Source organism: Hymenobacter mellowenesis (genome assembly GCF_030581005.1).
GTDB classification, from domain to species: Bacteria; Bacteroidota; Bacteroidia; order Cytophagales; family Hymenobacteraceae; genus Hymenobacter; species Hymenobacter mellowenesis.
Window position 1 is genome coordinate 237281 of record NZ_JAUQSX010000001.1, and the last position, 23481, is coordinate 260761.

Here is a 23481-nt window from a genome sequence, read left to right on the forward strand (position 1 = left end):
TAATCCAATCGGCAGGATTTACTACCCCACGCGAGATGTCTCGGCAAGCTCGACATAACGTTCTTTCTGGGTTGCGCCCGGCGAAAGTCCCCTACTTCACCAGCACCTCCGTAATCTTTCCAATGTCCCCGCTCACTTTCTGCAGAAACGTGAGTTGCTCTAGCAGCGACCTGTCGTCGGCATCGGCGGGCACTTCGGGGGCGGTGGGCAGCAACTCGGGGCTGGGCTCGGGGGTGGCGGGCGCAATGCAGCTTATACTTTTCTGGAGGGCAGCGGCGGCGCTGGTGAGGGCGCGGCGGCCCTCGGCGGCGAAGGGCGGCACGGCGGGCGCGGCCTCGCGGAGGGTGCCGGTGAGGGCGGCAATGTTGGAGGAAAGAATGTGGTTCAGCACCACAAATTCGTGGGTTTCGGTGGGGCGGTGCTGCTTGCTTTTGGGCTCGGTGAGCATGCGCTGAAAGGCGGCTGCGAGGTTGGCTCCGCTTACGTACACGTCTTTGCGCAGCAGGCGGTACTCGTGCGGCGGCAGCGGGCGGCCGGCCAAGCGGTTGGCCAGCTGGCGCAGGTAGGCCAGGTTGGCGCGCAGGGCGGCGGCCATATAGTCGGTGAGTTGCTCCGATTCCCAGCGCGGAAACAGGAAATATCCCGCCGAAAACGCAATGGCGCAGCCAATTAGCGTATCCGTAATTCGCTCCTCGGCCACGCCGATGTAGTTCAGCCCCAGGAAGCTGAACATGATGAGCAAATAGGCCGTGAGGAAAACAACCGTGGCCAGGTACACCGTGCGCTGGAAGCTGTAGGCCAGCACCATAAATACCACCAGTACGCCGAAGCGCACCTCCGTCCAGGGCAGCAGCCAGAGGATGGCGGCCCCCAGCGCCCCGCCCGCCAGCGTGCCGATGATGCGCTCCTGGTTGCGCTGGCGCGTGAGGCTGAAGCCGGGCTTGAGCATGATGGTGACGGTCATCAGAATCCAGTAGTTGTGCTGGCCGTGCCAGAGGCCCTCGGCGATGCCAAAGGCCGTGAGGCAGGCCAATGTCATGCGCACGGAGTGGCGGAACACGCCCGATTTCAGCGTGAAATTCTGGCTCAGGGCCTGGGTTTCGATTTCCTGGTGGGCCACGAAACGGGTGTGCTCGGCGGCGCGGCTGGGCACGTCGGCCGACGTCAGGCTTTCATCGAAATAGCGGCGGATGTTGCCCACGCGCCGGATGATGTCGCGCAGGTTGACCAAGATTTTCTTCAGCACCCGCTTGTTGCCCTCGGCCTCGTTGTCGAGGGTGCTGATGCGCGCCTGCAGGCGCATCCATTCGTCGCTGAGGTCGGGGCCCGGGCCGTCGTAGGGGCGGTTGGCCTGAATGGCCACGCCGAGGTGGTCGAGCTCGGTGGCGATGTGGCGGATGAGGGTGGAAATGTAGGGCAGCACCCCGCTCCGGCCAAAGCTGGCGCGCACGGCCGCGTAGTCGTAGTAGCCGGCCGTCACCCGCTCGTACAAGTCTACGGTTTCGACGAAGGTGAGCACCAGGCGGCGGCCGGTACTGGTGGTTTCGTTCACAATCTGGCGGGTGCGGAACATGATGTCGCGCGCGGCCTCCTGCTTTTCATTCACCACCACCTGCTGGGCCACCAAGGCGCGGTAGTCGTCATCCAGGGCCGTGGCGGGGTTGTAGAAAGTGGCTTTTAGCTCCAGAAAGCGAGCCAAGGCGTGAATGCTCTCGCCCAACGCTTGCTGCGCGGGCCGGTAGGGCAGCACCTGGTAGGCCACCATGGCCAGGCCCGCGTACCAGAGGCCGCCCAGCAGCAGCAGGCCCGCGTGGGGCAGCGCCATGGCCAGCGTGGGCGGGTGGGCCAGCAGCAGCACCACATTGAGCAGGCCGGCGGTGCCCACGGCCCCGGCCCGCGCGCCCCAGACAAGCAGCATGGTCAGCCCGAAGCTGAGTACCCCGATTTCCAGGGCCAGCGTCCAGATGTTGAGGGCGGCCACGCTAGTGAGCAGGGACGTGACCACCACCAGGGCCAGGGCGGCCAGCATGCCGTTGCGACGGTGGGCGGCGGGGCCGGGCGTGTCGGTCACGCTCACGCACACGGCTCCGGTCGAGATGGTAAGGCCAAGGTCGAAATGCCCCCACTGAGCCAGCAGCAACGCCGGCAGCAGGATGGAAACCGTGGTGCGGACCCCATCGGAAAAATGCTGCCCGGACAGGAAATAGCGAAGGCGGCGGGAGTAGGTGTTCATTCGGAGAAGCGGCGGACTGGCTGCGAATAAACGGGAAGCCGGGGCAAATGGGTTGATAGTTGGGTATCGTCTGTCATCCTGAGCATTCTGCGAATCAAGCAGAGACGAAGGACCTAACCAAGCGAGAACAATCCACAGTTCTTCATTCGACACAGGCGCGATAAGGTCCTTCGTCTCTGCTTGATTCGCAGAATGCTCAGGATGACAGACGATACCCAGCTGTTTGCCCCGGCCCTACAGCGTCGTCGTGTTCGGCCGCCCGTCCTCGTCGTCATAAGCCGCGGAGTCGCCTTCGTCCTCATACACGGCGCTTTCCAGGTCGTCGACGCAGGTTTCGAGCTGGGCAACTTCTTCCTCTTTTTCGGCTAGCTGCTGGCGCAGGGTGGCCAGCTCACGGGCTTGCTGCTGCTGGGTAGCTTCGAGTTGGGCAAGGCGTTGCTGGTTGGTCTGGCAGGCGGGCAGGGCCAACGCCAGCACGGCTACCCACGCGCCGCGACGCCCCCGATTCCAGGCAGATAATAAGGCTTTCATCACGCCAAAATTACGCACAAGGCCCGCCGTAGTTGCCAGGCGCCCTGAAGTTGGCGGTTGGGTTTAGCGCTGCCACACTGCGTAGCCATAGGCGGCCAGCGGCACGGCGGCGGGGCTGCCCACGGCCGTTTTGGTTAGCGCATTGGTCCAGCCTGCGCCTTGCAGCGCGGCGGGTAGCGGCACCGAGACGGCGCTGTTGCGCAGATTCACCAGCACCAGCACTTCCTGCGCGCCTAAGCGGTGGCGCACTACCACGGCGCCGGGCGCCTGGTCGAAATACTCGGCCGGCCCGGAGCGCAAGGCCGGCTGGGCGTTGTACACCGCCAGCAAGCCGCGGTAGAAAGTGCCCGCCGTGGGGTCATTACTCCAGCGAATGGGTGTGCGGCTGGGGCTGTTGAGCTGGGCCGGGTCGCCGGCCTCCTGGCCGTTGTAGATGAGCGGCGCGGCGCCGAAAGCCAGCGTGGCCACGTAGGCGGCGCGGGCGGCAGCTTCGCTGCCGAAGCGCGCGGCGGGTGCGCCGGCCTGCACCTCATCGTGGTTGGTGGTGAAGCGCAGGCGGTAGCTGCCGGCGGGCACATTTTGCAGTTCGGTGCTGTGGGCAGCGGCCAGCGCAGCTGCCGGGGCCTGGTTGATGACCACGCGCTGCAGGGCATTATAAAAATTCCAGCCGAAGGTGAGCTGAAAGCCGGCGGCGTAGTGGCTGGTCTGGCTGCCTTCGGCCAGGAAAAACAGGTTGGGGTTGGCCTGGCGCAGCTCCGCGATGGCGGCCTGCCAGTAGTCGTCGGGCACAAGGTCAGCCGCGTCGCAGCGGAACCCGTCGATGGCGTGCCCGGTCACCCAGGTTTTCATGGCGGCCGTCATGGCTTGGCGCAGTTCGGGGCGGCTGTAGTTAAGGTCGGCCACGTCGGTCCACTGCGGGTTGGGGTGCACAATCTGGCCGCTGGCGTCGCGGGTATACCAGTCGGGGTGCTGCTGAATCCAGGGGTGGTAGTACGAGGTGTGGTTGGCCACCCAGTCGAGCAGCACGCGCAGGCCGCGCTGGTGGGCGGCGGCCACCAGCCGGTCGAAGGCGGCCAGGTCGCCCAGCTCGCGGTTCACGGCGGCGTAGGCGTCCACGGCATAGGGGGAGCCGTGCGTGGGGTGCAGCGGCATCAGCCAAAGCGTGTTCACGCCCAGCTTTTGCAGTGAATCGAGCCGGGGTAGCATCCCATCAAAGGTGCCGGCGGCGCTGAAATCGGGCACGAACACCTCATACAGGACCGCGTCGCGGGCTGCCAGCGCGGGCAGCGGGCTGATGTTTACTTCCGGCGCAGGCGGCTCGGGTGGGTTGTGCTTGCAGCTGCCCCACAGGCAGCCCAGCAGCAGCAGATACAGCAGCGGCTGGGGGCGTAGCAGCCAGGTTAGCAGCCGGAAGCGGTGGTTCATTACCAAAAATAAGCAAGTATTTGTATAGAATTAGCGGGCCTGAAAACGGTGGCTCTGACGGGCTTCTCCTTTCCCGGCCACTCCGGCCCAGTCCCGGCCAGTTTGCCGGGGGAAAGCCTCCGTGCCCCGCCCCGACGCGGCGGTGGCGTGGGCCGAACTGGGCGCCGGTTGGGCATGGCGCAGGGAAAGGGGAGTTTCTTTTTGGGGGCCGGCCCGGTAAGGGTTTGCGGCTGAGCTCACCAGCCAAGCCTCCAAAAACGACTTTTCACCAGCTTGGAGGCCATAACGCCCGGCGAAAGACGGCGGGCCGCAGAAAAAAATATCCCGTTCGCAAGCTCCACCCTAGCAGAATCCGAATGCAGGCATGAAAATTGTCGCTGCTTAAACGTTTATTGTGGCTAATTTGCCCGCAGTAAGCAACTTTTCAACACCTTTTCTTCACCACCCCTTCATTTTTTCACCCCCTCATCACCCAATGAGAACAAAAATTACGCATCTGGCCTTCCTTTTAGCCCTGCTGGGCGCGGGGGCATTGCGCACCGCTCGGGCGCAAACCGTGTATGTGCCCGCGGCCGTGACCGGCTACACTGCCGACGTGGTGGCCGAAGGTGCCGGCACCGTGGCCAGCCAAACTACCAACACCGTGGACCGCGGCAACTCGGCGGTACGCTGGTGCTTTGCCACCACCAACTTTGTGAACCCCTCGGGCCAGCGCCCCACCCGCGCCCTGCCGCCGTCGGGCCTCATCACCAGTATCAGCACGCCGGGCCTCACCTACCAAATGGGCCCGTTCACCGGCAATAACTCGCTGCGCATCGACGGCGCCAGTTCCGGCACCCTCACCCTCACCAACCCGCAGCCCTGCAGCGAGGTGATGGTGCTGGCCACCGAAGGCAACGGCAACACCGTTGGAAAAACCTTCGTGGTCACCTTCACCGATGGTACCAGCCAGACGTTCAACAACATCGTGGTACCGGACTGGTTCGGGGGCACCATCACGCCGGCCATCATCGTGGGTAGCCGCGTGAACCGGCCCGATGACGTGATTGACAACCCGGCCAACGACCCGCGCATCTACGAAGTGCGGCTGACGCTGAGCGTGAGCAATTACAGCCGCTCGGTACAAAGCGTGAGCGTGACAAAAACCTCCACCGACCCGGTGCTTAACGTAATGGGCATCAGCCTGGGCTCGAACTGCCTGGGCGTACCCACCGGCGGCACAGCCGTGGCCAGCCCCGCTACGGTGTGCCCCGGCCTGCCGGTGGTGCTGGGCCTCACGGGCGCTTCGGCCACGGGCGGCATCACCTACCAGTGGCAGGCTTCGACCAATGGCGGCACTACGTTTACCGACATTGCGGGCGCTACTACTACCTTCTTCACGGTGCGCCCCACCGTGAGCACCCAGTACCGGGCCGTGGTGACCTGCCGCTTGCAGTCGAGCAACTCGACGGTAGTAAACGTGACCGTGCCCCCCACCGTGGCCACGGTGACCTACGCGGCCGGCCCCTTCTGCCAGGGCAATGCCGGCGGCCCCACCCAAACGGCGCTGCCCACGTCCTTTACCCCCACGGGCGGCATATTCACGAGCACCACGGGCCTGGTGCTCGACGCTGCCACCGGCGCCGTGAACCTGTCCACCTCCACGCCCGGCACCTACACCGTGACCTACACCATTCCGAACTCCTGCCAGGCGGTGGCCTCCACGTCCATCACGCTGGTGCGCACGGTGGCCGCGCTGGCTTACCCAGGCTCCTCGTTCTGCCGCGTGGGCACCACCGGCGCGCCCACCTTCTCGCCGCAGGGTGGCACGTTCACGAGCACAGCCGGGCTGTCGCTCAACCCCAGCACGGGCGCCATCGACCTGGGCAGCTCCACGGCCGGCAACTACACCGTGAGCTACACCAGCAGCGGCGCCTGCCCGGCCACGGCCACGGCCGCCCTCACTGTGAAAAGCGACGCGCTGCCCACTTTCCCCAACGTGCTCACGCCTAACGGCGACACCAAGAACGATGAGTTGAAGCTCACCATCAGCGACGTGACGGGCTACCACATCCGCGTGTTCAACCGCTGGGGCCGCAAGGTGTACGAAGGCTATGACGCCGCCAAGGGCTGGAAAGCCGAAGACAACAGCGCCGGCATGTACTACTACCAGGTAGAATACGCCGACTGCGCCGGCCGCCAGCAGCTGCACAAAACCTGGATTGAAGTGGTGAAGTAAGGTCGTTGCCCCGTGTCTTGCTAAGGCACGGGGCAGCAATAGAAAGGCCGTCATGCTGCGCTCAGCATGACGGCCTTTTTGTTTTTTTACCACCAACCAACGCCCTTAATACAGCACGTCGTCCACGGCTTCAATCTTGGCAGGTAGCTCGGTTTCCTGCAGCAGCTCGCGGATGTCGATTTCGATGCTGCGGCAGATGGTCGTCATCGGCACGTCGTAGATGTCGTTTTCGAAGGGGTTTTCGCTGGTGTGGCCCACCACTTCGATGACGTTGAACACCCACGACACCAGCACCGAAAACGGCACCATCAGCCAGACGTGGTACTGGCCCAGGGCCACGCGGTGGTCGAACTCCTCCACCAGGCCCAGGGGCAGAATGGCGGCGAATATCCAGACAAAAGCAAAGCTAAAAAACGCAAACTGACGCGGAAAAGGCGTGTTTTTGATGCGCTCGCAGCCGCCCTGCGCGTTGAACAGGTCCTGAATGGTCTGCATCAGGGCCACCTGGCGGAACTCGGTGAGCAGGCCGCGGTCGGACAGCTCGCGCAGCTCGATGCTTTGGCGGCGCAGCAGGTGGGTGGGCGGGTTGCTGAGGGCCTTGGCCTGAATGGCTTCATCGACGGGCAGGAAGGGCGCCACTTCGGTGTCCCAGAGCTCGGCGGTTTGGCGGCGTAGGTGCAGGCGCAGGGCATTGCACCACGCCACCTGCCGGTAAGCCAGGCGGCGGTGCAGCACGGCCATTTCGGACTTCGCGGCGCTGTCGGGGTCCACGAAATCGAACACCCGAATGGCCCAGACGCGGCTGGTGTTCACGATGCTGCCCCACAGCTGCCGGCCTTCCCAGAACCGGTCGTAGGAGCCGTTGCTCTTAAACCCGATGTAGAACGCCACGGCCGTACCCAGCAGCGCCACCGGCTGCCACGGAATGTCGAGGAAATGCACATTGAGCGGCCCGTAGAGCAGGCAAATCAGGGTGTTGTAAACGGTGAACAGCAGCAGGCTGCGCCAGGTGAGCCGCCAAACGACGTTCCAACGGAGGTTTTTACGAATGTACATTGCCTACCTAAACCTGAAAAGGAAGCCTGTGGTTGCGTTCCGGAATTAAAGTCCGGTTAATTCGGCAGGGCCGCAATGCACTTCAGCTCGATGGCAATGGGCGTGGGCAGGCAGTTGATTTCGAGGGTGGTGCGGCAGGGCTGGGCCGAGGCGAAGTACTCGGCGTAGAGGCGGTTATACACCGGGAAATCGTCCTTCATGTTGGTGAGAAACACGGTGACGTCCACCAAATCATCCCATTTGGCACCAGCTTCTTCCAGAATGTAGCGCACGTTCTGAAACACGGCGTGGCACTGGCTTTCGAAGTCGTATTGCAGCACGTTACCGTCCTCGTCGACCTCGACGCCGGGAATGCCGTTCTGGCCGCGCTGCCGCGGGCCCACGCCCGACAGGAACAGCAGGTTGCCCACGCGGCGGGTGTAGGGGTAGGCACCCACGGGCTCGGGGGCGCGGGAGGTGGAGGGGGACTCGGCCATGCGGAAAGTAAAATGAGGTGCGACGGGACGAAAGTAAAACGCCGGGCCGCACGTCAGCTTATTTAATGGCTCCGGCTGGCAAGGTTTTTTCAGTAGGCTGTGTTCTGAATGCCGTTATTTGCACGCATCTCCGACGAAATTATCCAGCTATTCGCATGAAAATCCTGCCCGCTCTACTGCTCACCTGTTTCATCGGCTTCAGCGCCCAGGCCCAAAAGCTCAAGATGCCGCCCAAGCCCTCCAGTGGCACCGTGTACGACTCGGTGGCCCAGCCGGCCGTGCCCATCGGCGGCACCGAGCGCTACGCCCAGTTCCTGGCCGACCACCAGAAATACCCCGCCAGTGCCATGCAGAAAGGCATCCAGGGCACGGTGAAGGTGAGCTTCATCGTGGAGAAAACCGGCACCGTGAACGACGTGAAGGTGGAAACCCCGCTCTCGCCGGAGCTGGACGCCGAGGCCATTCGCCTCATTAAAAGTGCCCCAAAATGGACGCCGGCGCGCCACCACCGCAACGAAATCGTGCGCCAGCGCGTGGTGGTGCCCGTTTCGTTCGTAATGTCGCCGGGCAGCACCGTCACGGTGGGCGCGGCCGGTAAGGAGCGGCCCATCCTCACCTCGGCCGCCGACATTGCGGCCTCGGCCAACCCCAACGTGCGGCCCGTGGTGGCCCCCGACCGCCCCACCCAGCCCGTGGGCGGCACCCAGGCCTTTTTCGACTGGATTGAGAAAAACCAGAAGTACCCTTTGCTGGCCAAACAGCGTAAGATTCAGGGCAAGGTGATGGTGGAATTTATGGTGCAGCCCGACGGCAGCCTGACCGATGTGCGCGTGGCCCGCAAGATGGGCTCGGGCCTGGATGAGGAAGCCCTGCGCCTCATCAAAGCCGCGCCTAAGTGGGAGCCCGCCATGTTTCAGGGCAAGCCCATAAAGCAAAAGATGCTGCTGCCCGTCTTGTTTCAGTTGTAGGCCTTGGCTTTGCGGCGTTCGGGAGAAAAGGGTTTCGGCCGGCACGAGTGCCGCGAAACTCCGCTTCGTCCCGCGTAGGCATCCGGAAGCGGGAGGTTTTTGCCAGTCGTTTGTTATAGCGCTATATGATTCCCTCCCTCATCCTCGCCACCTCGCCCACCCTGCTCTGGGCCCATCAAATCCGCTACCACCAAGCCACCCAGGCGCTGGCCAACGACCTCTTCGATTTTCTCGACGATGACCTGAAGCCTTTTGTGCTGCTACTGGCTCTGCCCACCGACCCCACCCAGTGCGCCCGCTGCTTGGAACCCGACGACTGCGGCCTGCCCAGCGAGCCGTTCGACGGGGCCGTGGCGCGCGGCAAGGTCATTCAGCTCACCTCGCCCCGCCCCTACGTGGAAAGCGATGAGGTGCCCGCCGATATGGTGCGACGCAAGCATGAGGTGCTGGGCATTCGCGATGCCGTGCAGGAAACCTTGGACCAGCTCGACGAGCACGCGCCGCACCAGCATTTTGCCGGCTGGCCCGTGGAGATGCACGGCCACTACGTGGTGACGGTGCTGCGCCTGCAGCGCAAGCCGCTGCGGGCCTACCCGTCGCTGCGGCCCCACCGCTTTTACACCAGTGGCCGGCCGCTGGCGCCCTCGCTGCTGGTGGCGGCCATGTACCGCTTCAACGACGAAACCGTGAAGGCGCTGAAGGACGCCGCGGCCGGCATGGGCATTTTCGTGCGGCCCCGCGAGAGCGAGGAACTGCTGCGCAGCGCCGGCCGGGCCCTGATGGACACGCCCGCCCAGGCCCTGGGCCTCGACCCGGCCGTGACGCAGCTGTTCAGTACCTGCAACACCATCAGCAGCCTGCGCTACGAGGGCGCTGAGGGCGTGGGCAAGCTGCTGCTGGCCCGCCGCGGCCATCCTAATCTGGAAGAAATTTTTGCCCTCACCTGCCCCACGGCCCTCACCGACTTCCGCGCCGTGCGCAAGCTGCTGGAGATGACCACGCCCGACGTGCACCTACTGGCCGATGGCGACAGCGTGTACGCCCTGGGCCGCCAGGTGGGCCCCTACGACGGCGAGCGCGAAGACCTGTTCGTCATCAATTTCGTGACACACTACGCCTGGGAGCTGCAGCACGCCGGCCAAGTGTTGCTGCGCTCGCACTACGGCCTGCCCGGCCTGCCCCACACGCGCCTCAACCGCACCGGATTCCGCAAGGCCCTCAAGCGCACCTTCGCCCTCACCGACCCCACCAAGGTGGAGCGCCTCTGGGATGTAGTGCTCGAAGCCAGCCGCCAGAAGCACGGCACGCTGCTCGTCATCACCACCGAGGCGCTGGCCGAAGCCGACCGCCTCAAGCTCCAATGTACTTTGATTGAGCCGGTGCCGCTCACGCCGCTCATCACCCAGCTCGTCACCAGCATCGACGGCGCCGTGCTGCTCGACCCCGAGGGCTACTGCTACTCCATCGGCGTAATTCTGGACGGCCGCGCCTCGGGCCGCGGCGACGGCGCCCGCGGTGCCCGCTACAACTCGGCCCTGCGCTACGTGGAAAGCTCGGAGTACCCGTGCATCGCCATCGTGGTGAGCGAGGACGGGCTGGTGGATGTGATTCCGTCGGAGCGGGAGTAAGTGGGACAGCGTGAGTGCGCCGTCTGTCATTGCGAGGGCGCAGCCCGCGGCAATCCGTCCTGTTCTCAGCGACTAGCCTTCTAATGTGACAAGCCCTTTTACCCTGTCAATTCCTCCCAAGCCGGATTACTCGCATTTATCAACGCCAGCTTCTTAGCCCGAGAACCAGCTTTAATCAGCTTCTCCCGCGCTATGGCGTCAACAATTGTCCAGTAGGTTTCGAAATGCACCAGCTTGTGCACGTTGTACTTCTTAGTAAGCCTTCGTGTACAGCGGCCTTGTGTTCTGAGACGCGCCGGGCTAAATCGTTGGTAACGCCGACATAAAGGACGGCATGATTGGCATTGGTAAGCAGGTAGACGTAGTACGTGTGCATCGTCAGGGCTTTGTCACATTAGGAGGCTGGTCGCTGAGAACAGGACGGATTGCTTCGCTGCGCCCGCAATGACAATTTAACGCTTTGCCCGAAACGACCAGGTGAGCCGGAACACAGCCACCACGTCGCCGGCCTCGTCCACGCCGGTGCTGGTGCATTCCACGGTACGGCCTTCGCCGGTGGCGCGGCTCTCGGCTACGGCCTGGGCAATGCGCGGGCCGTCGGGGCAGTTGAAGGAAATCAGGCCCACCGCTTTCTTGGTGAAGTCGCCCTGAATGCTCACCACCAGCATCGAAACCGGCCCGCCGGCCTGCACGTGCATCATGGCCTGAATGCCGCTGGCCAGTTCCGCCGCCATCGCCAGACAGGCGAAGTACAGGCTACGAAACGGGTTTTGGGTGAGGTACTTGTAGCGGATGGTGACGGTGGCCGCTTCCGGTGTGAGTGCCGTGAGGCGCAGGCCCGCCAGCCAGGCCATGGGCAGCTTTTGCAGCAGGAAGAGCCGCAGCTTCAGCGGGTTGAGGACCTGGCGGCGGAAGGCGGCGGCTTGCGGGGAATCGGCGGTGGTGGGCATGGTTTCAAGTTAATTGGCTTAAAGAACGTCATGCTGAGCGAAGTCGAAGCATCTCGCGTGTGGTAGTAATTCAATCGATTGGTTTACTACCACACGCGAGATGCTTCGACTTCGCTCAGCATGACGTTCTTTTTTTAACCAGTCCGGCGCAGGCGGCTAGCTTTTCTTATCCAGCACTAGCACCACCTTGTTCCAGTTGGCCGAGGCGTTTACCACGGCGCGGAAGGCTTCGAAGTCGGCTTTGGGCCAACGAATTTGGCGGTAGTTTTCGTCCACTGTCACCGTCACAGTCTGGCCCTGCTGCACGTAGGAGGAATGGAAGTCGTAGTCGGGCTTGGCGGCGTCGGCGCCGGCTTTCACGTCCACGTTCAGGTCGTTGAGGTTGCGCACGGTGTAGCCGGCCGGCACGTCGAAACGGATGGTGCGCAGGTAGCGGCGGTTGTTGTCGTTTTCCACGTCGAACTGCCGTTCCTCTTTCTGGTAAAGCTCGGTTTGCGGGCCCAGCAGGGTGCCGATTTTGAAGAGGTAGCGCGGGCCGGCCTTGTCGAGCAGCGAAGGCGAATCGAGCTGGCCTTCGATGATGAAGGGCTTTTCGAGGGGGCTGATGCCTCGCTCCACGTTGCGCACGGTCATTTTCTGGAAATTGGTGGCGTCGGCCACCACGCCTTTTTGCAGCTGCTGCATGATTTCGGTGCGCTTGGCTTCCGGAATCAGGGCCCAGAAGGGCTGGATTTGCAGGGCCGGGTAGCCGCCCATGGTCTGGCGCAGCTGCACGGTGCTGCTGCTCAAATCGGGCGCGAAAATCACCGTGGCGTCGATGTTCTGCGGGCTCTGCTCGGCCGTCAGGGCCGGAATTTCCTTCACCTTGCCCACCGCCGACTCGATGTTGCCCAGCTTCACGCCTTTGATGAACAAGCCGGAGCCGGCCGTCCAGTCGGCGGGCAGCATGCCGTAGCGGTACTCGGGGCGGCCGGGGGCAAGGTACTGCCCGGTGGCGGGGAAATACAGCGCGAAATGGTCGAGGTAGTTCCAGGTATCGAAGCTGCCGTCGAAGGGCGCAGCCTCGCGCCCGCTCGTCACCACCACCTCAAAATCGATGCCCAGCGTGCGGTAGATGGCGGCCAGTAGGTGGGTGAAACCGGCTTCGGGGGCGTTGTGGGTGGCCACTACCTGGCTCAGCGCCGAGCTGGCGCCTTCTTCGAGGTTGAAATTGAGCTTCACGTAGTTTTCGGCGGCCATGATGCGCTCGGGCAGCGGGCCGCTGGTGGGCAGCTTGGCGGCGGCCAGCACCTTGGCCACGGCCTTCACGTCGTCCTTGCCCAGCTCGGTCATGTTGCGGTAGAGGTACTGGCTGGCGTCGGCCCAGGTGAACTGGCGCACCTGGCCCTTGCTGGCAATATAGGCCAGCTTGTATTCCACGCGCATGCGCTGGGCGGGCACGTTGGCAAAGGCTTCGTCGCGCAGGCCCGGCACCGATTTCAGGCTCAGGCGCAGGGCGCGGTGGCCGGTCATGGTGGTATCGGGCTTCACGGCCGGGCCGTTGTAGACGTGGGCTTCGAAGGTCAGCGCCTCGGGCGAAATTAGCTCAAACACCACGTCGCGGGCCGCGATGTCGGTTTGCAGCACCTCGCTGCCAAAGTGGTTGAAGCGCCGCTCGCGGGTGTAGAAGTATTCCACCTCGCTGCCCTTTTCCACGCCATCCACGGCAAACACGCGAAAGCCGCGGCCACCCTCTTGGTCCTTCAGTTCCTTCATGTCGGCGGCTTTCACCTCGTGCACCTCGCCACGCGGGCTGATGGTGCGGGCCTTGATATCTACCGGCGCGCCAGTTTCCAGCACCGGCACCACAATCTTGTTGAAGCGCTCGATGCCGTCCGACGAGTTCACCCGCACAATGCGGTGTTCGGTGGCAAACAGGCGCATGTCCTTGCGCGCCTTGTCGTAGTAGTACTCAATGCTCGTGAAATCGCGCAGGATGATGGCTGGCAGCTCGGCCTCCTCTTTGGAAATCGGCAGGCGCTGCTTGCGGGCCACGTCCCAGTTGTAGCCGGCGTGTATGAGGTCGGGCGGCAGAGTTTGGCCGAAGGCCGAAGCGGTGAAAATCAGCAGAAAGAAGACGAGGAGGAAGGGGCGCATATTCAGAAGTCGGTGTTCAGTAGCAAGTAATTAAGAACGGTCATGCAGAGCGCAGCGAAGCATCTCGCATGCAGGAGTAATTCAATCGATTGAGTTAGCTAAAGCACGCGAGATGCTTCGCTGCGCTCTGCATGACCGTTCTACTAGGTCTTTTTCTTCTTCAAAATCACCACCTCGCGGTAGGCATTGCCGAGCTTGCCCACCACGGCGTTCCAGTTGCCGAACTGCCTGGGCTGGAGCAGCAGGTAGTTCACGTACACCTCGCGGTCCTGGATGATTTTGTCGCCCTGGCGCTCGTAGCTCACCTTGAAGCCGAGGGCGTCGCCCTGGGCCTGCACGGTGGGCGGCAGGTAGCTCACCTCGTAGCCGGCGGGCACCACCAGTTCGGTGCGGGTGTGGTCGGTGTGGGCAAATTCGTTGTAGCGCGGCAGCTTGCGCGTGGTCGAGTCGATGCGGTCGGTGGCGTAGGGGCGCTCCAGGCTCAGGTTCACGTACACTTCGTCGTCCACTTTTTGCACATAGTCCTGCAGGCGGTAGTCGTAGCTGATGCTCAGCGGCTGGTCGCGGGCGTCGAGGTTGGCGATGCTGTATTTGTCGACGAAGAACTTGTTGTTGCCGCGCTCCAGCAGTGCCTTGATGTACTTGGGCTCGGCTGTACGGTCGAGACCGTCGAGGCCGTAGCTGTGGTTGACTTTGGTGTAGCCGGCCAGGCTGAGCTTGCCGGTGCCGCGCAGGGTGGTGCCGTCCAGCGTCAGCACCGAGGCATCATCGAAACCGCTGCGGGCTTTGTCCATCGTCGGAATGGGCACCACGAGGCTGTTCTTAGGGTCGATACCGAGCAGGCCTTCTTTGCCCTGAATCATGGCCGAGGGCATGCCGTAGGGCGTGTGCTTGCTGGTGGCATCCAGGAAAACGTACTGGCCCGGCTTGGGCTCGTAGGTGGCAATCATGTGGTTATCGACGCCGGGCGTGGCTAGCTCGGCGTACTTATAGGGCAGGTCGCGGGTGCCCACCCAGGTCAGGTAGGCGTTTTTCACGCCGGCTAGGTGCAGCATGTCGTTGGTGAGGTTGGCCATGTCCTTGCAGTCGCCGTAGCGGCGGGCATACACCAGGCCCGCATCGTGCGGAATAAAGCCGCGCAGGCCCTGCTCAAAGGCGATGTACTTCACGTTGTCCTGCACCCAGTAGTAGATGCGGCGCACCTTTTCCTCCTCGGTTTTGGCGCCGGCCACCAGCGAATCGACGCGGTGCTGCAGGCCGGGGCTGGGCTGCCGGTCGATGCGGCGCACGAAGTCGGCGTACATCGTGTAGAGCTCCGGCACGCCGGCCAGCAGCTTGCGCGTCTGGCCGTTCACGTTGGCTTCCTGCACGAAGAAAACGAGGTGCGGCAGGTAGTAGCTGGCCTCGGGGCCGTCTTCCTCGCGGGGCGGGCTGGGCAGGTTGTCGGCCGTCCAGCGGTACACCACGTTATTACCTTTTTCCTCTTTGGTGTACTTAATGGGCGTGTTTTCGGCGTGAAACGTCTTGTAACCAATCACCACGCCCTTAGGGGCCGTGATGGTGAGCTCGGCGTGCTTCACGGGCACGTAGGAACCCACGAAAAAAGGCATCACGAAGCGCGCGTCCACGTGGCGCACGGTGTAGTCGGTGATGGTGCGGGCGCCGGGCGTCACGTTCGGAAACGAGAACGAGGTGGAGCGCGTGTCGTCGAAAAACACGCCCGACTGAATCTCGAACTTGTCCTTGAACTCGGTCACCTTCACCGTCTTGAACTTCTCGCCGTTGGGCACCATGGTGCGGGCCTCCAGCTTCTGCAGGCGGTTGAAGTGCGAGCTGAACACCCGGTCGTCGGCGTACATGCCCGACTGCTCATCCAGGTGCAGCATATCGGCGTGGTGCCGGGCCAGCACCTGCACCGAGTCGTTGCGGATTTCGACGGTCAGGTCCTGGCGCATTTCCAGGTACACGGCCTTCTCGCCGGGATACTGCTTTTTCAGCTCGGCTACCTGCTGGCTGGGCGCCTGGGCGCGGGCGGACCAACCAATCAGCAGAAGCAGCGAGAAGAATAGTTTGGGAGAATACATCTAATGAATGGCTTAAAATCAGAGCTATAGAAAAGCCTCACAATGTACAAAGCGGCCGGCTAAAAAGTGTTATCATTCAGCGTTTCTGAAGTCGGCTGAGCTGTTTTCCACAGTGGGCTTTACTTCGTGGCGTACACCATCTGGTTCCAGTACACCTCGGTGCGCTGGGGCTTACCACTGGCGTCGAAGTAAGTAGTGGGGCCGCGCCGCTCGCCGCTGCGGTAAGTTTCCTCGCGCTCCAGGGTGCCGTCGGGGCGGTAGTAGCGGCAGCGGCCGTGTAGCTGGCCGTGCAGGTACTGCTCCTCTTCCATGCGCTTGCCGCCGGGGTAGAAGCTTTCCAGCAACCCCGAGCGCAGCCCTTTCACGTAGCTGGAGCGCCGGAAGACCTCGCCCGAGGCGTAGTAGTAAGTGGAGGTGCCGGTGGTCAGGTTGTGGTCGAAGGTTTCGGCGGCGGCGGGCTTGCCGTTGGCGAAGGCCACGGCCACGGGGCCGGTCTGGTTGGGCAGCGGCTGCAGGGCTGCGCCCTCGCCCGGCCCACGGAAGCTCACCAGCTGGCCGTAGTCGTATATCTTTTCCACCACCAGCTCACCGGCCGGGTTGAAGCGGCGGCTGGAGCCGTGCAGTTCGCCGCCCTCGTAGTGCTCCACGAAGGCCACCTGGCCGTTGGGAAAGTAAAACGTCCACTCGCCTTCCTCGTCGCCGGCGCGGTAGCGGCCCTTGCGGTTCAGCTGGCCGTTTTCGTAGTAGGTGAGCCATTCCCCTTCCTGCCGTCCGTTGCGGTATTCGCCCGCGCGCTCGGGCTTGCCGTTGGCAAACAGGAGTTTGTAGGGGCCGTGGCGGCGGCCGTCCACCTGCGTCAGGGTCGATTCGGTGCTGCCGTCGGGCCGGTACGACAGGGCCACGCCGTTGCCGCTGTAGCACGTCATGGCGGCATGGTAGTATTTCTTGCCGTTCGGGTAGCTCAGGTCCAGGTCCTTGCTGTCGGGCTTCAGCTCCACGCGGCTCAGTTCCTTGCCCGTGGAATCGAAGGATACGACGCGGCGCAGGGTGCCAAACTCGGTTAGCCGCTCCTGCGTCACCTTGCCGTCCGGCTCGTAGCTGCGCGAAAGGCCGTTCACTTCGCCTTTGAAATACTCGTACTCCTCGCTCACGCGGCCATCGGCGTAGTAGTCCTTCCAGGCGCCGTGGCGCTGGCCGGCCAGGTAGTACCCGGTGCCCGAGGGCTGCCCATCCTGGTAAAACTGCTCGAAATAGCCGTTTTCCTGCCCATCGGGCCCGTATTGCAGGCGGCGCTGCAGCTGCCCGCCGTGGTAATAAAGTTCGGAAGCGCCGTTCTTGACGCCTTTGTCGTCGTAGTGAGCCACTTCCTTCACCCCGCCGTCGGCGTAAAACCACTTCCACTCGCCGGCCAGCTGCCCGTCCACGAGCGTGCCGGTGGCGGCTTTCTGGCCCTTGGCATTGAGGGTTTGCACGGCCACGCGACCCTTTTTCACGGGCTGGTCGAGCACGAGCTTGTTGCCCGCATCGAAGTAGCGCAGGCGGGTGATGCGGCCGTGGGTGTACTCGGTTTCGGCAAAAAGGTGGCCGGTGTCGTCGAAGCTGCGGTGGGTGCCCTGGCGCTCGCCGGTGTCGTCGTAGGTTTCCTCCACGCTGGGCTTGCCATTGGCATGGAAGGTGCGCCAGGTGCCCACCCGCTTGCCGTGGGTGTAGCGGCCCTGCTCGCTCACGGTGCCGTTGGGGTGGTATTCGGTGTAGTCGCCGTCGTGCTCGTCCTTGTCGTTGGTGCCTTTATTCTCCGGCGTTTTATCGGGGTAGTAGGTGAAGAAGGGGCCTTGCTTCACGCCTTTCACCAGCATGGTGGTGTATTCGGGCGTGCCGTCCGGGTAGAAGCCTTCCTCCAGGCCGTCCACTTTGTCGTCGTGCAGCGTAGCACGCAGGTGCAGCTGGCCGGTGTCGTAGTAGGTGGCGTAGGGCCCATCCAGGTTGCCGGCCTTGAAGGTGCGGCTGCCGATGCGGGCGCCGCACTCGTTGTACGCTTTCAGGGTGCCCTCCACCTTATCGGCCCGGTATGGGATATCCAGCGACGGCTGGCCATTGGCATGAAACTCGTGGGCCAGGCCCTCGCGCTCGCCCTTATCGTTGTAGAGGAAGGTCTTCTCCACGGTGCCATCGGGCCGCAGCACTTTCCACAGCCCGATGCGCTCCCCAGCCGCGTTGTAGCGCCCCACGGCATCAATCGAGCCCTGGTTGCTGAGCGAAATCCACTCCCCGGCTTCGTGGATGAATTTGTCCTTCTCGTTGCGGCCCGCGCCCAGCCCCTCTGGCTTGCCGTCGCTGAACCAGCCCTTGAGGCGCTGGCCGGCCGGGCCACCCACCACCTGCTGCTGGCCGCGCAGGTTCATTAGCGGCTCCAGCACGGTTTTTAGCATGGCCTCCACCTTGCTTTTGTTCGATTTCACCCACTGCGTCGCCTTTTTATCGTCGGCCGACTGCAGGATGAGGTAGGTGAACGTCGTCAGGTTGTCGCCCTCGCGCAAGGCCTTCACCATCGGCCCGTAGGCCCGAATCCAGAAGTCGGTGGCCGGCCCATCTACCGGAAATTTCTCCACCAGCAGCTGGGTTTGCTTCACCACCGCTGCCGGAAATTTCACCTTGCTTTCGTAGCTCTTCTGCAGAGCAATTTTGCTTTCCAACAATTGGTCGAGCTCGGCAAAGGCATCGTTGGGCGCCAGCGGCTTCTCCTTGTCCTGATCCCGCACTGTGGGTTCGCCCTTGGAAAGGCGCTCGGCATTCACCAGGATGCTGTGGCTGGTGGTGCCGTCGTCGGCCAGGGCCAGGAAGGTGAGCCAGCTTATCAGCGCGTGCGAAGTTTGGCCCTGTTCGGCGGCCAGCGAGCCCAGCAGCCGGTGCGAATTAGGATGCAGTGGGCGCAGCTCGATGCTGTGCTCCAGATTGGCCAGGGCCGGGGCCACCCGGTCGTGCTGGCCAAATTCCATCACCCCCAAGTTGTAGTACAGGCTCTGGCTGTAGGGGAACAGGCGCAGGCCCTGCTGGTAGGTGGCGCGGGCGGCGTCCAGTTGCTTCAGTTCTTCCTGGGCGCTGGCCAGCGTGTTGTAGGTCTGGGGCTCGAAGGGCTGGAGGGCGATGGCGCGCCGGGCGGCGGCCACGGCGTCCTCGTGCTTGCCGGCCGCGCTCAAACTCAGGGCCAGCTCGCTTTGGGCGGTGGCGTAGGACGAGTCGCCGGGCGTCACGGCTCGGTACTTGGCAATGGCTCCGGCATAGTCCTCCTTGTCGTGCAGGGCCACGCCTTCTTTGATGAGCTGGCCGGGCTTGGGCCAGGCAGTGGGGGTTTGCTGGCTCAGGCCCAGCAGCGGGGCAGCCACAAGCAGCGCCACCGAGGCACCGCGGATAACAGTAGACATAACGAACAAGGGAAGGAAACAGAGAAGGCCACTTCCCGGCCGCTGGCCGTAGCAGCGGTGCCTACAGTGCCACAATGATAATCATCTGCGGCTATCCCTTCATGTTCAGTTCATCTATTTCTTGGCCTTGGGCTGATTTTTTTTCGGCGGCGTCGAAACCGGCCCCGGCTCAGCCTTCGCGGCCGGATAAACCGTCAGCTCCTGATACCCGAATGTGGCATCGGTTTCGCGCCGAAACTCCAGTTCCGGCAGCTCGCTCAGCACGATTTCGGCCGTGGTGTACACCCGGCAGCCATCGAGCAAATGCCCGCCGATGGTGCGGCCCGTGCTATCGGCCACGGATATATGGACGTGCGAGCCATTGGTGGACAGCGTGCCCACCAGCGACACAATCTCGAAGTGGCCCCGGTACACGCTGGGCCCTTCCTGGTTGGCCAGCCGCAGCGTAGCCACCGTGAGGCTGCCCACGCACGTCACCAGCGCGCCCGCTCGGATATTGTTGGCCTTGACAAACGCGGTGAGGCTTTGGCGCAGGTCGTCGCCGGGCCGCAGGCGCAGGGCGTAGGTTTTCAGGTTGGAAGTGAAAGCGGCGGGCACGGCGGGCGCGGTTTGGGCCAGCGCGGGGCCGGCCAGCAGGCAAAAGAGCAGGATACGAAGCACGGGGCAAGGTAAGGCCGTGGAACTGGACGGCGCGCGCTTCGTTCAAACGTGGCGCCTCACCCCCGGCCCTTCTCCCAAAGGAGAGGGGAGCCTGACGATTCCTATAGCACTTGCTTTAGCTTGTGCCGGAGCTGCATAACACCGCACAAGCTGAAGCTGCACGCGCAAGACCGGTGCCCCCTCTCCCTGAGGAGAGGGGGTCAGGGGGTGAGGCGCCCGTGAGAACGAAGCCCTGCCCTACTTCACAAACCGCACGGTCCCATACCGCACTTTGATATTGACATTCCCGGCATTGTGGGCCGGCACGGCGCCCCCAAACACGCCTAGTACGTCGCTGGTCTGCGGGCCGTTTTCCTGCGACAATACGCGCACGAAGTTCTTATCCACCAAAAGCTGCCCTTGCTCGGTACTCACGTCGAAGCGGAAGCCTGGGGCCTCGGCAAAGCCCAGCCGGATAGTGCTGAAACCACCGTCGAGGTTCACCTGGCGGAAGTTGGCGCCCATGTCGCGCACCACAAAATCGGGGCAGTAGCGTAGGGCCATGTCAAGGCCTTCGCTCAGTTTATCAATCGTAAAGCGCGAGTAGCCCGACGAACCGCGCAGGTTGCGCACGGTACCCAGGGCCACGTCGCCGTACTTGCTGTGCACCGTCAGGTCCTGCACGGTGCCGATGTCGATATCGGAGAAATTATTGCGCAAATCCACGGTGGTGCCTTCGTCGAGGCGCAGGCGGGCGTAGCTGGCATCGATGCTGGCGCGGCCGGCGAAGGCCACGGTGCAGTCGCCGTTGCCGATGCGCAGCAGGTTGCGCGGCCCGTCGAGGCGGCCGGCGCGCAGGGTGCCGTAGTCCACGGCCAGCTCGGTGGGGCCGCTCAGGTCGCCGGCTATGTTGACTTCACCGAAGTTGTTGTGCACCTGCAGGGCCGTGGTGCGGGGCAGCCACACCACGTAGTTCACCTCGTAGCGGCAGCCGCCCGGGCGCCCGCGCAGGGCGGGGCCAAACTGCGTGCTCACGGCCACGCCGCCGGTGCGGGCGTCGTAGTCCAGCCACTGCACGCCCAGCGCATCCAGCACCAGGCGGGCGCCGGCTTCGGTTTCGGAGCGGGCCACCAGTTCGGCCTCTACCTTGATTTCGTGCTTGCTCCAGGTGTTGACCTGCACCCGGCCGTAACGCGTTTCGAGCGAGAAGGGGCGGCCGGTTTTGGGCACGCTGTAGCTGCGGCTCAGGCGCCGCCGCTGCTCGGCCTGCAAGATGCCCGCTTCTCCATTGGGCTGCTCAGCCACCGGGTTTTGCTGCCGGGCAGCGGCCGATTCTTCGGCCGCGAAAGCGTTGAATATGGGCTCGGGGCCGACACTCAACGGCGTGACTACCACTACCCGGCTGGCCCGTGCCTGCCCGGGCAACAAGCCCAGCAGCGCGGCCACTACCACCAGCAGCAAAGCTCCAGCCCGGCGGACCGGGCCATTATTTAGCTTGCTCATTCGGCCTGACGCCGGCTATCAGCCAGCACGAAGGAGCTGGTGGTGTTGCGCTCTTCCGGCGCGGTGGTGGCGCGCAGGTGCAATTGCTGGTCAAGGATGTCGAGGCGCACCTGCAGGTTGCGGTTCATGGCCGTGAGCACGGCGTCGGGCTGCGGGTGGTTCAGCAGCTCGGCTTTGAGCTGGCGGTAGCTCGAATCGAGCGACACGAGTTCGCGCTGCCAGTCGGCCGTCATGCTGGCCATGCCGGGGCCGGTCACCGCACTCAGTTCGTGCTGGCGGCGGGCCAGCTGGCTGGTGTAGTAGGTTTCCATGCCGCGCACGGCCCGCACCAGCTGGCTGTCGGCGCCGGAGCTGCGCTCGGCGGCCGAGATGGCCAGCGGGTTGCCGTCCTGGTACAGCGCGGCGTCATCCTGGGTGTTCAGACTTGAATTATTGGCGCTTGCCGGGGCGGCAACGGCTACAACATCTGCAGTGGAGTGATTCGATTTCCAGGCTTCGCTGGCGCCGGCGGCAAACACCAGTAGGGCCAGCGCCGCCGCCACGCCGTAGCGCTGCAACCAGCTGGCGGGAGCCGCGGCCACTTTGGGCGCGGCAGGCTCCGTGGCCAGGCGCATGGTGGGCGCCGCTACAGGCTCGGCAAGCTGCTGTTCCAGCGCGGCCCAGAGGTCGGGGCGCGGCTCGTGGGTGTCGAAATCGGCGCGGTGCCGCTCGACGAAGTTTTCTAAAGAATTCGGCTTATTCGTGTTCATGAAAGGGTTACAGACGCACGGTTCTTCCAGGTTTCAGGGGGCGGCGGGGATATAATGGGTGGGGCCGCAGCCAGGCGAAATAAGGATGAAGAGTAGGGTGGAAATACGTTAACGTAATGAATGGATAAGGGTAATGGTTTAACTCAGGCCGCGCTGGGCGGCCAGCTCGCGCAGGCGCACCCGGGCCCGGCTGTACTGCGACTTGGAAGTGGATTCGGAAATGCCCAGGATGCCGGCAATTTCCAGATGGTCGTAACCTTCGAGCAGATACAGGCTCAGCACCACGCGGTAGCCATCGGGCAGCTCCTGAATGCAGCGCCGCAGCACGTCGGCCCGGTAGTGGGTGTCGGCATCGTCGTCGGGCGAGAGGCTGCTGGTTTCGGCGGGCTCTTCGTGGTGTTGCTCGCCCAGCGGCACCAGCGCCAAACGCCGCTGCCGCAGGCAGTTGATGCTTTTGTTGACGACAATGCGCTTCAGCCAAGCTCCAAACGAGGAATCGCCCTTGTAGCTGCTCAACTCCCGGAACGCGCTCAGAAACGACTCCTGGAGCACATCTTCGGCCTCGGCGTAGTCGCCGGTGATGCGCAGGGCCGCGTTGAACATGGCCTTGGCGTAGCGCCGGTAAATTTCGGCCTGGGCCTGGCGGTCGTTCAGGCGGCAGCGCTCCACTAGGGGCGCATTGATGTCAACGTAGGCAACGGCGGCTTCCATGGGCAGCGAAAGGCGGGGTTTGAAATGCTTAAGCGAGTGAAGGACCCCAGCCCGGCCCGCAGGGTTGCAGGCCGGCCGCGGGCGGTTGGGGACGCAGTGCAATTTACTGGTTCTTTACCTTTGACACCTAACCGTGCCTTCTTCCATTCTCATGCGCCGTCGCTTCATTCCGCTGCTACTGCTGTTGCCCACCTTGTCGCTGTGGAGCTGCAGCACCTCCGACACCAACCCCATTGTCGACTTTGGCGAAGGCGAGGGCATTACCTACCGCGAAGTGAACAACTTCCCTGTCGGCCCGCACGACTACACCGACTGGACCACGGACGCCACCTGGAACAAGCAGGAACGCGCCCTGTTCGCCGACGTGAACGTGGACCTGAACGGCGCGCAACGCACCGCCTTATTTGGCGAAACGACGGTATATCCCAATCCTACGAGAAGTGGGCGGGCCAAATGGTCCGTATGGCCCCGCAACGGCAGCAGCGGCAGCGCTGGCCCGTTCACCGTGCGGGGCGTGTTGGTCAACCGCCAGTATCAATCCATGGTCCGCTTTGGCCCCTTGCCCCTGACGGCCAACGGGCTTTCGGCGGAGTTCAGCTACACCCAGGCCGGCCTGAGCCCCCGCGAGCTATACCGGCTCTACTACGTGGTGACGGACGCCAGCGGGCTGGTGTACAAAGGCCACGGCGATGTGCGCTACGACCCGCAGTAGGCCCCGGCGCATTGCCCCGCTTTAGCCGACGGGTGCCGGC

General features: G+C 63.6%; 18 protein-coding genes. 4 read left to right on the top strand and 14 right to left on the bottom strand.

What is annotated here, in order from left to right; genetic code table 11:
• Window positions 1-91: 91 nt before the first annotated feature.
• The 3 genes from Q5H92_RS01020 to Q5H92_RS01030 form a co-directional block, all read right to left on the bottom strand.
• Window positions 92-2233, bottom strand: coding sequence for an FUSC family membrane protein (locus tag Q5H92_RS01020; protein WP_305009600.1), 2142 nt, complete (start codon window positions 2231-2233; stop codon window positions 92-94).
• Between the two features lie 234 nt (window positions 2234-2467).
• The gene (locus Q5H92_RS01025) at window positions 2468-2764 is read right to left on the bottom strand and encodes a hypothetical protein (protein ID WP_305009602.1); all 297 of its coding nucleotides are present in this window, start codon (window positions 2762-2764) and stop codon (window positions 2468-2470) included.
• A gap of 63 nt (window positions 2765-2827) precedes the next feature.
• Window positions 2828-4189 (bottom strand): alpha-amylase family glycosyl hydrolase, encoded by a 1362-nt coding sequence (locus Q5H92_RS01030; RefSeq protein WP_305009604.1) that lies wholly within the window; start codon window positions 4187-4189, stop codon window positions 2828-2830.
• Window positions 4190-4664: 475 nt separating this feature from the next.
• Between Q5H92_RS01030 and Q5H92_RS01035 the strand changes: the two genes are divergently transcribed.
• Entirely contained in the window at window positions 4665-6407 is a 1743-nt protein-coding gene (locus Q5H92_RS01035; RefSeq protein WP_305009606.1) for a T9SS type B sorting domain-containing protein, read from the top strand.
• A gap of 105 nt (window positions 6408-6512) precedes the next feature.
• On the opposite strand, the gene Q5H92_RS01040 is transcribed toward Q5H92_RS01035, so the two are convergent.
• Window positions 6513-7463, bottom strand: coding sequence for a bestrophin family protein (locus Q5H92_RS01040; protein ID WP_305009608.1), 951 nt, complete (start codon window positions 7461-7463; stop codon window positions 6513-6515).
• A 56-nt stretch (window positions 7464-7519) separates the two neighbouring features.
• The gene (locus Q5H92_RS01045; RefSeq protein WP_305009609.1) at window positions 7520-7939 is read right to left on the bottom strand and encodes a RidA family protein; all 420 of its coding nucleotides are present in this window, start codon (window positions 7937-7939) and stop codon (window positions 7520-7522) included.
• 155 nt (window positions 7940-8094) lie between these two features.
• Here Q5H92_RS01045 and Q5H92_RS01050 point away from each other — a divergent pair, with 155 nt between their 5' ends.
• Together Q5H92_RS01050 and Q5H92_RS01055 are read left to right on the top strand one after the other, a co-directional pair.
• Window positions 8095-8907: an energy transducer TonB gene (locus Q5H92_RS01050; RefSeq protein WP_305009611.1), complete on the top strand. Its 813-nt coding sequence runs from the start codon at window positions 8095-8097 to the stop codon at window positions 8905-8907.
• A gap of 125 nt (window positions 8908-9032) precedes the next feature.
• Window positions 9033-10535, top strand: coding sequence for a DNA integrity scanning protein DisA nucleotide-binding domain protein (locus tag Q5H92_RS01055; protein ID WP_305009613.1), 1503 nt, complete (start codon window positions 9033-9035; stop codon window positions 10533-10535).
• A 190-nt stretch (window positions 10536-10725) separates the two neighbouring features.
• On the opposite strand, the gene Q5H92_RS01060 is transcribed toward Q5H92_RS01055, so the two are convergent.
• From Q5H92_RS01060 to Q5H92_RS01100, 9 genes are all read right to left on the bottom strand, one after another.
• Window positions 10726-10911, bottom strand: a complete 186-nt coding sequence (locus Q5H92_RS01060) for a GIY-YIG nuclease family protein (protein ID WP_305009615.1) — start codon at window positions 10909-10911, stop codon at window positions 10726-10728.
• Window positions 10912-10987: 76 nt separating this feature from the next.
• Window positions 10988-11485: a PaaI family thioesterase gene (locus Q5H92_RS01065; RefSeq protein WP_305009616.1), complete on the bottom strand. Its 498-nt coding sequence runs from the start codon at window positions 11483-11485 to the stop codon at window positions 10988-10990.
• Window positions 11486-11641: 156 nt separating this feature from the next.
• A complete protein-coding gene (locus Q5H92_RS01070) occupies window positions 11642-13621 on the bottom strand; it encodes a DUF3857 domain-containing protein (protein WP_305009618.1) in 1980 nt (659 codons plus the stop codon).
• A 143-nt stretch (window positions 13622-13764) separates the two neighbouring features.
• On the bottom strand, window positions 13765-15705 hold the full coding sequence (locus Q5H92_RS01075; protein ID WP_305009619.1) for a DUF3857 domain-containing protein: 1941 nt from the start codon (window positions 15703-15705) through the stop codon (window positions 13765-13767).
• Between the two features lie 119 nt (window positions 15706-15824).
• Window positions 15825-19127, bottom strand: coding sequence for a tetratricopeptide repeat protein (locus Q5H92_RS01080; protein WP_305009620.1), 3303 nt, complete (start codon window positions 19125-19127; stop codon window positions 15825-15827).
• Window positions 19128-19241: 114 nt separating this feature from the next.
• Complete coding sequence (locus Q5H92_RS01085) at window positions 19242-19787, bottom strand: PPC domain-containing DNA-binding protein (RefSeq protein ID WP_305009621.1); 546 nt, start codon at window positions 19785-19787, stop codon at window positions 19242-19244.
• Between the two features lie 237 nt (window positions 19788-20024).
• Window positions 20025-21269, bottom strand: coding sequence for a hypothetical protein (locus Q5H92_RS01090; protein ID WP_305009622.1), 1245 nt, complete (start codon window positions 21267-21269; stop codon window positions 20025-20027).
• Window positions 21266-22018 carry a hypothetical protein gene (locus Q5H92_RS01095; protein ID WP_305009623.1) on the bottom strand — a complete coding sequence of 251 codons (753 nt, stop codon included), beginning with the start codon at window positions 22016-22018 and terminating at the stop codon, window positions 21266-21268. Before Q5H92_RS01095 ends, Q5H92_RS01090 begins: the two co-directional genes overlap by 4 nt.
• Window positions 22019-22156: 138 nt before the next feature.
• Complete coding sequence (locus Q5H92_RS01100; protein ID WP_305009625.1) at window positions 22157-22729, bottom strand: RNA polymerase sigma factor; 573 nt, start codon at window positions 22727-22729, stop codon at window positions 22157-22159.
• Window positions 22730-22880: 151 nt separating this feature from the next.
• Between Q5H92_RS01100 and Q5H92_RS01105 the strand changes: the two genes are divergently transcribed.
• Window positions 22881-23441, top strand: coding sequence for a hypothetical protein (locus Q5H92_RS01105; RefSeq protein ID WP_305009626.1), 561 nt, complete (start codon window positions 22881-22883; stop codon window positions 23439-23441).
• Window positions 23442-23481 lie beyond the last annotated feature (40 nt).